Origin of the sequence: uncultured Microscilla sp. (assembly GCF_947493425.1) — a bacterium.
In the GTDB taxonomy this organism is placed as follows: Bacteria; Bacteroidota; Bacteroidia; order Cytophagales; family Microscillaceae; genus Microscilla.
This window is the reverse complement of sequence record NZ_CANLRP010000356.1, coordinates 1-2428: the sequence shown is the minus strand read 5'-3', so window position 1 is coordinate 2428 and position 2428 is coordinate 1. Positions and strand designations below refer to the sequence as shown.

The following is a 2428-nucleotide window of genomic DNA, read 5'->3' as shown; positions in this document are numbered from 1 at the left end:
AACCTTTTGCAATGAATTATGGGTATAATTAATTGAAATTCAATTTTTTATGCCCTTTTTAATTTCTACAATTTAAGGTACTAGTGACAGGCACCTTGGGCAACGCAAATAGCCTCCCTCTAAAAGAAACTTTTGCTTCAAAAGCAAGTGATAGGCTTGTCTTGTAAAAGAGGCTTAAAGCAGTAGGTTTGTCAGTTTTTTTTCGTACAGATGTTGCTCGTATAATAATAGGTTGAGCGAATGCCTAAAAAAATAAATACGTGCAAACGTTGTTCGTACAATGGTAGTTTGTACGAGTAATGAGCAAAAGAGTGAAGGCATAATGCAAGCCTACCAAACAACGAAAAAATTACAAGTTTGCGGTTTTATGGAACTTTACTGTTAAATTTGTCATTAGCATAATATTACTGAATAATTGTTTTTAGCATGTGTGGAATTGCCTTAGTTCGACTCAAAAAACCTTTTGAGTATTATATTGAAAAGTATGGGACTCCTGCTTATGGAGCGCGTAAAATGTATCTTTTGATGCACAAACAACATAATCGTGGTCAAAACGGTGTGGGTGTAGCTTGCACCAAACTAGATATGCCTGCCGGACAACAGTATATGTACCGTTACCGTTCGGTGAAAGATCAACCAATAGAAGATATTTTTGGCAAGGTCAATGAAAAATTCCGCTCTTACGCCAAAAAAAGCCCTAAAAAACAGAAAGACCTTAAATGGTTGAAAGAAAATGTCCCCTTTGCTGCTGAAGTATTGATGGGACATTTGCGTTATGGGACCCACGGAGGCAACCGCAAGGACAATTGCCACCCTTTTTTGCGCCAAAACAATTGGCGTACCCGCAACCTGACACTGGCGGGTAATTTTAACCTGACCAATGTTGACGAGTTGTTCAATAAGTTGATTGAGCTGGGGCAACACCCTAAAGAAAAGGTCGATACGGTATTGGTGATGGAAAAGATTGGGCATTTTTTGGATGAAGTAAACCAAGAAATTTTTGATCAACATAAACAAGACTACTCTAATGCTGATATAAGCAAAATTATTGAGGAGAAGCTTGACATCAGACGCGTGCTGGAGCGTGCCTGCCGCGATTTTGACGGAGGTTATACTATGGCAGGTATTATTGGACATGGGGCATCATTTATTGCCCGCGACCCTCACGGCATTCGTCCGGCTTATTATTATGCCGATGATGAGGTGGTGGTGGCTGCTTCAGAAAAACCCGCCATCAAAACTGCCTTTAATGTTGATTATGATCAAATTCAGGAGGTACCTCCCGCACATGCGCTTATTATTGACAAAAAGGGAGAACATACCATTGAGCAATTCATTGAGCCTAAGCCTCAAAAATCTTGTACTTTCGAACGCATTTACTTTTCGCGTGGCTCTGACCCTGAGATTTATACTGAACGCAAAAAACTAGGGGCTTTATTGGTACCACAAGTGCTCAAAGCAATTGATTATGACCTCGAGAATACCGTTTTCTCTTTCATTCCTAACACTTCTGAAACATCGTTTTTGGGCTTAATGCAGGGAATGGAAAAATACTTAGGAGAGTACCGAAGGAAAAAGATTATAGAAGATAAGGTGACTGACCCGGCTGCCCTCGAAAAAATTCTTTCGCTGGTGCCCAGGGTAGAAAAGCTTGCCATCAAAGATGCCAAACTAAGAACTTTTATTGCAGATGATGCTCATCGCGATGACTTGGTGGCGCATGTGTATGATACTACCTATGAGGTGGTAAAAAAAGGGGTGGATACTTTGGTGTTGATTGATGACTCTATTGTAAGAGGAACTACACTGGAAAAAAGTATTTTACGTATTTTAGACAAGCTTTCGCCTAAGAAAATTATCATTGTTTCATCGGCTCCACAAATCCGTTTTCCCGATTGTTATGGTATTGACATGTCTAAAATGGGAGCTTTTGTGGCTTTTAGGGCAGTTACGGCGCTACTAAAAGAGAGGAACAAGGAAAACCTGATGGACGAAGTGTTTGACAAGATCAACTATAAAATATACAATGGCGAAGATCATGAGGATAATTTTGTAAAAGAACTATACGCACCTTTTACCGATGAAGAAGTCTCTAAGAAAATTGCCGAAATTGTACGGTCACACGACATCAAGGCTGAGGTAGAGGTCATTTATCAAACCGTAGAAAACTTGCACAAGGCTTGTCCCAAACACGAGGGCGATTGGTATTTTACGGGCAACTACCCCACACACGGCGGCAACCGAGTGGTAAACAAGTCTTTTGTAAATTATATGAAGGGGAGTTTGGAAAGGGCTTATTAATTACGAATTGACGCGATGCGAAGCTAAAAAACTATGGTCTACGGACTCTGGACTCTGGACTAAATTACGAATTGTTCAATTACGAATTACGAATTGGCGCGAAGCGACGCTAAAAAACTATGGTCTA

At 40.3% G+C, this 2428-nt stretch carries 1 protein-coding gene; it reads left to right on the top strand.

Translation table 11 applies throughout. The features are described 5' to 3' along the window. The first annotated feature begins 426 nt into the window (after positions 1–426). Entirely contained in the window at positions 427–2301 is a 1875-nt protein-coding gene (locus Q0954_RS33630; RefSeq protein ID WP_299466363.1) for a class II glutamine amidotransferase, read from the top strand. Positions 2302–2428: the final 127 nt, after the last annotated feature.